Annotated in this window: 5 protein-coding genes; 2 read left to right on the forward strand and 3 right to left on the reverse strand. The window is 73.6% G+C overall.

Annotated elements, in window-relative coordinates; genetic code table 11:
• Positions 1-29: 29 nt before the first annotated feature.
• Positions 30-1,019, reverse strand: coding sequence for a DNA polymerase III subunit delta (gene holA, locus ABZ371_RS28390; RefSeq protein WP_358684792.1), 990 nt, complete (start codon positions 1,017-1,019; stop codon positions 30-32).
• Positions 1,020-1,118: 99 nt separating this feature from the next.
• On the opposite strand from holA, the gene ABZ371_RS28395 reads away from it, so the two are divergent.
• A complete protein-coding gene (locus ABZ371_RS28395) occupies positions 1,119-1,364 on the forward strand; it encodes a hypothetical protein (RefSeq protein ID WP_358684794.1) in 246 nt (81 codons plus the stop codon).
• 157 nt (positions 1,365-1,521) lie between these two features.
• Here the strand turns inward: ABZ371_RS28395 and ABZ371_RS28400 are convergent, their stop codons facing one another.
• Entirely contained in the window at positions 1,522-2,466 is a 945-nt protein-coding gene (locus tag ABZ371_RS28400; protein ID WP_358684797.1) for an arylamine N-acetyltransferase, read from the reverse strand.
• On the opposite strand from ABZ371_RS28400, the gene ABZ371_RS28405 reads away from it, so the two are divergent.
• On the forward strand, positions 2,465-2,920 hold the full coding sequence (locus ABZ371_RS28405) for a pyridoxamine 5'-phosphate oxidase family protein (RefSeq protein WP_358684799.1): 456 nt from the start codon (positions 2,465-2,467) through the stop codon (positions 2,918-2,920). The two genes, ABZ371_RS28400 and ABZ371_RS28405, sit on opposite strands and share 2 nt — an antisense overlap.
• Before the next feature lie 230 nt (positions 2,921-3,150).
• Here ABZ371_RS28405 and ABZ371_RS28410 read toward each other — a convergent pair.
• Positions 3,151-5,357 (reverse strand): ComEC/Rec2 family competence protein (locus ABZ371_RS28410; protein WP_358684800.1); only part of this gene is annotated, 2,207 nt, incomplete at its 5' end.

Consider the following 5,357-nt stretch of genomic DNA (forward strand, 5'->3'; position numbering starts at 1 on the left):
TACCGACCGGGCGCCGCCAGGTCCGGCGCTCAGCGGCCGCCGGTCCGAGCCGCGCGCACGACGGCGACCACGGCCTTCTCCAGCGCGTACTCCGGATCGTCCCCGCCGCCCTTGACCCCCGCATCGGCGGCCGCGACCGCCTGCAGCGCCGCCGCCACCCCGTCCGGGGTCCATCCGCGCATCTGCTGGCGCACCCGGTCGATCTTCCAGGGAGGCATGCCGAGCTCGCGGGCCAGGTCGGCCGGCCTTCCGCCCCGGGCGGACGACAGCTTGCCGATGGCCCGCACTCCTTGGGCGAGCGCGCTGGTGATGAGGACGGGTGCCACCCCCGTCGACAGGGACCAGCGCAGCGCTTCCAGTGCCTCCGCCGCCCTGCCCTCGACGGCGCGGTCGGCGACCGTGAACGACGACGCCTCCGCGCGGCCCGTGTAGTAGCGGCCGACGACGGCCTCGTCGATGGCACCTTCGACGTCCGCCGTCAGCTGCGACACGGCGGAGGCAAGCTCCCGCAGGTCGCTGCCGATGGAATCCACCAGTGCCTGGCACGCTTCGGGGGTCGCCGAGCGCCCCAGGGTCCGGAACTCCGACCGGACGAAGGAGAGCCGCTCGGCCGGCTTCGTGGTCTTCGGACAGGCGACCTCGCGCGCCCCCGCCTTGCGGACGGCGTCCAGCAGCCCCTTCCCCTTGGCCCCGCCGGCGTGCAGGAGCACGAGGGTGATCTCCTCCGCGGGCGCATCCAGATACGCCTTGACGTCCTTCACCGTGTCGGCGGAGAGGTCCTGCGCGTTACGCACGATCACCACCTTGCGCTCGGCGAAGAGCGAAGGGCTGGTCAGCTCGGCGAGCGTGCCCGGCTGGAGCTGGTCGGAGGTGAGGTCGCGGACGTCCGTGTCGGCGTCGGAGGCGCGGGCCGCCGCCACCACGTGCTGCACGGCACGGTCCAGGAGCAGGTCTTCCTGGCCCACGGCGAGCGTGACGGGGGCGAGCGGGTCGTCGGTGGATCTGCTTCTGGTGGCCATCGCGCTCCAGCATCCCATGCCCCTGTGACAACGCGGCCGGACCGCCGTAGGGACCCGGGACCCGTATCGGACGGTGACCGGGTGCCGGACAATGACCGGGTGAGCGACGTGAGACATGTACTGGTGCTGCCCGACCGCGATACCGCCCAGGAGGTGGCCGACGCACTCGCCGACCGCTTCGGCGTCGCCGAGGAACCGCTGCTCGTCCGGGACGCCCTCGCGGGGGAGGACGACGCCGAGGACGCCCAGTGGCTGGTCGTGGTGGAGGACCCGGCCGGGCATCTGGACCCGGCGGCGCTCGACACCTTCGCCGCGGAGTTCGAGGGGTGGCTCGAAGCACCCTGAGGTGGGCCCGGGCCACCGGGCCCTGAGGTACGGGCCCGGGCCACCGGGCGGACGGGCCCGTCTCGCCCGGCCCGCACACGTCTTACCGGCCCGTCCGTCCGGTCCGCCCGACCGGCCGCCCGGCCGGTGCGTTCGTCCGACCGGCCCGCCGGACGTCTCAGACGTTCGGATTCGGCCGTACCACGGGCGGCACCGCGAGACGCAGACCGAAGTGATCGCGGTACGCGGCCAGAACGTCGGCGTCGGTGTCCAGCACCCTCTTGTGCCGCTCGCCCGCCACGGTCGTGACGAGGGTGCGGCCGCTGAGCGTCACCCGCCCCGTGCCGGTACGCCGGGAGCAGACGAGGGACCGGGTGAAGTGGGAGTCCGGAGAGGTGCGGTGGTACCAGGCGCCGGCCCGGAAGTCCGCGAGCACGCGTGGCCGCAGATCGAGCCGGAACCGACGTGAGCCGTCGCGCAGCAGATCGAGATCGCCCTCCGGTGCCGCCTGGAGGCGAAAGGCACCACAGGGGTCGTCCTGCTCCGTGCGGTCGTCCAGGGCGAGGGGCCGCAGGGCGTGGTCGCCGAAACCGACATCCGCGAGCCACGGCCCCGAGTCGTCGTCGGTCTCCACGCGCAGTGCCATGTGGTCGTACGGGATGCCGAGACGGCCCCCGTCGCCGAAGACGCGCGCCTGGAGCAGGGTGACGCCGAACCCCAGTCCGCGCAGCAACCCGGCGAAGGCACCGTTGAGTTCGTAGCAGAACCCACCGCGGTGGCTCGTCACGATCTTGTCGACGAGCCTCTCCTCGTCCAGGACTATGTCCTCGCCGAGATGGACCGAGAGGTTCTCGAAGGGTACGGCCGTCAGATGGCGCAGCTGCAAGACGCGGAGGGCCGCAGCGTCGGCCCGGGCGGGGCGTACGGCGCCGATGCGTTTCAGATAGGCGCCCACGCGGTCCGCACCGATGGGCAGCGGGGCGCCGCCGGTCGATGGGGGTGGCGACGGCTCCTGGTTCATGGTGCCAGTCTGTCCCCGTCCTCGGCGCGGCGCCATGAGCCGCAGGTCGTAGGTCTGCTGACGGATGTCGCGGCCGCGGCTGACGCCTACCGTGTGCGCCATGACAGAACCCGAGCCGGCACGTGACGCGGAGCAGCGCAGGAAGGACGTACTCCACCGCCTTCAGCATGATGAGGACGCCTGGGTGGCCACGGCTTCCGCGGACGGTCTCCCGTACCTCGTGCCGCTGTCGTTCGTGTGGGACCGGGACACACTGCTCCTGGCCACCCGGCGCACCAATCCGACCGCTGTCAACGTGACGCCGTCCGGCGAGGTTCGCGTCACCCTGGGCCACACGCGCGACGTGGTGCTGATCGAGGGGACGGCCGAGACCCAGGAGGGTTCCGAGCTTCCCGCCGCGTCGGCGGACGCGTTCGCGGCGAAGCTCGGCTGGGACCCGCGCGACCGGCCCGCGTGGGTCTACCTGCGGATCACGCCCCGCACCATCAAGGCGTGGCGTGAGGTGAACGAGCTGGCCGGGCGTGAGCTGATGACCGAAGGCGTCTGGATCGACTGACCGAACTGATCGGCCTGACCCGGCTGAACGACCCGAGGCGCCCGGCCCCACCGGCCTTCCTGACGCGACCGGCCTTCCCGACGCGACCGACCTTCCCGACCCGACCGGCCGGCCCGCCCCTACCGGCGTTCCTGACGCGGTCGGCCAACCTGTTCCCATCGGCCGGCCTGTCCCCGCCACCGGCCGATCTGTCCCCATCACCGGCCGGGCTGTCCGACCGGGGCCGCCGCTCATGAGCGACCCGTCGCGCGCAGCCCGGCCCCGGCGCCTGTCACGGCGATCGCTCCGTCGGTATCCGTACGCAGCACCCGCGCCCCGATCTCCGTGAGCGCCCGGACCGTACGCGCCGCCGGGTGCCCGTACGGGTTGTCCGCTCCGCAGCTGATGAGGGCGAGCCGCGGATGTGCGCTGCGCAGGAGTGCGGAATCCTGGTGGGCGGAGCCGTGGTGCGCGACCTTGAGCACGTCGACACGCGGCAGCGCCGGGTAGCTCTGCAACACCCCGTGCTGAGCGGGTGGTTCGAGATCCCCGAGCAGCAGCAGGGTCAGGGCACCGGACCGCACGTAGAGGGTCACGCTGGAGTCGTTGGGCTCCTCCGTCATCGGAGCGGCTCCCCGGGTGCCGGCAGCCGGCCAGAGCACCCGCCAGTCGAGCACCCCCACCCTGCGGCGCTCCCCCGGCAGGGCGCGGACCATGGGTACGTGGGCGGCCGCGGCCGTCCTCCGGACGAAAGCCGCCTGCTCCGCCGGCTGGTCGAGCCCCGTGGTCTGCACGGCTCCGACCTCCCTCCCCCGCAGTACACCCGGAAGGCCGCGTACGTGGTCGGCATGGAAGTGGGTCAGCAACAGCAGCGGCACCCGGGTGATGCCGAGATCGCGGAGACACCGGTCGACGAGCCGGGGGTCCGGCCCGGTGTCCACGACCACTCCCGTGCCCTTTCCCGCGGCGAGCACCATGGCGTCCCCCTGCCCCACGTCACACAGGGCGAACGCCCAGCCCGGCGGCGGCCAGCCGGTCATGAGCCGGGTCAATGGCGCCGGGCGCAGGATCGCCAGGACGAGGAGCAGAGCGGTGACCGAACAGACCACCGGACGCCGCGCGACACGGCGGGCGGCCGGCACCAGTACGGCCGTGAGGACAGCCAGCAGCGCCGCGCCCGGCCAGCCCTCCGGCCAGGCGATCTCCGCTCCGGGCAGAGCGGCTCCGGTGCGGGCCACGGAGGCGATCCACCCCACGGGCCACCCCGCGACGGTGGCCAGTGCCCCGGCCGCGGGCATCGACAGCGGGGCCACCGCGAGCGCCGCGAACCCCAGGACCGTCGCAGGCGCCACCGCGGGCTCGACCAGCAGGTTGCAGGGGATCGCGACCAGACTGACCCGTGAGGCCAGGACGACGACCACGGGGGCGCAGACGGCCTGAGCGGCTCCCGCGGCGGCCAGCATCTCGGCCGGTCTCGGCGGGACGCCGTGCCGTTGCAGAGCGCTGCTCCACCGCGGGGCGAGGGTCAGCAGTGCCCCGGTGGCCAGCACCGACAGCAGGAAGCCGTAACTGCGCGCCAGCCACGGGTCGTACAGCACCAGCAGGAGAACGGCGGCGGCCAGAGCGGGCAGCAGTGATCTACGGCGCCCCGTGCCGATGGCGAGCAAGGTGATCAGCCCGCACGCGGCCGCGCGCAGCACACTCGGTTCGGGGCGGCAGACGATGACGAAGGCCAGGGCGAGCACACCGCCGAGCAAGGCCGTGGCACGCAGGGACACACCCAGCCGGGGCGCCAGGCCGCGGCGTTCACTGCGCAGGGCCGTACCCGGTGGCCCGATGAGGAGGAAGAGGAGGACCGAGAGGTTGGCTCCCGACACGGCCAGCAGGTGGGTGAGGTCGGTGGCCTTGAAGGCATCGTGCAGTTCGGGCGGGACCCGTGAGGTGTCACCCACCACAAGCCCCGGCAGGAGGGCCCTCGCGTCCGTGTCCAGCCCGTCGGTGGCTTCCCGCAGGCCGGACCGCAGTCTTCCGGCACCGCGCTGGAGAAGGCTCGGTGCCGCGGTGACGCGCGGCGCCTCGTCCGCGTCCGTACCGAGTACGGCCGCGACGCGCTCGCCCCCGTGGCGCGGTGGTGCGAGCCGCCCGCTGACCCGGAGCCCGGTGGAGGGCAGTAGCCGCTTCCACCGGGCGGCGGCGGCGCCGGGTGCGACCATGAGGAGCACCGGGGTACGGAGGCGGGTGACCGATCCGTCGGACGCGGTCAGCCTGTCGACCTCGGCGTCCAGGAGCAGTGAGACGGGTGTGCTGTGGTCGCCCCGCACCCGGGGCGTCGTCGGCCGCGCGTCGGAGGTGACGGTCACCTCGGCTTCGATCCGGGCGTACTCCCGAGCCAGTGCCGGAACGGGGCCCGTGCGGGTGTCGGCGCCGTGCAGCCCGGCCGTGGCCGCGCCGGCCGCCG

This window comes from Streptomyces sp. NPDC005899 (genome assembly GCF_040629645.1).
In the GTDB taxonomy this organism is placed as follows: Bacteria; Actinomycetota; Actinomycetes; order Streptomycetales; family Streptomycetaceae; genus Streptomyces.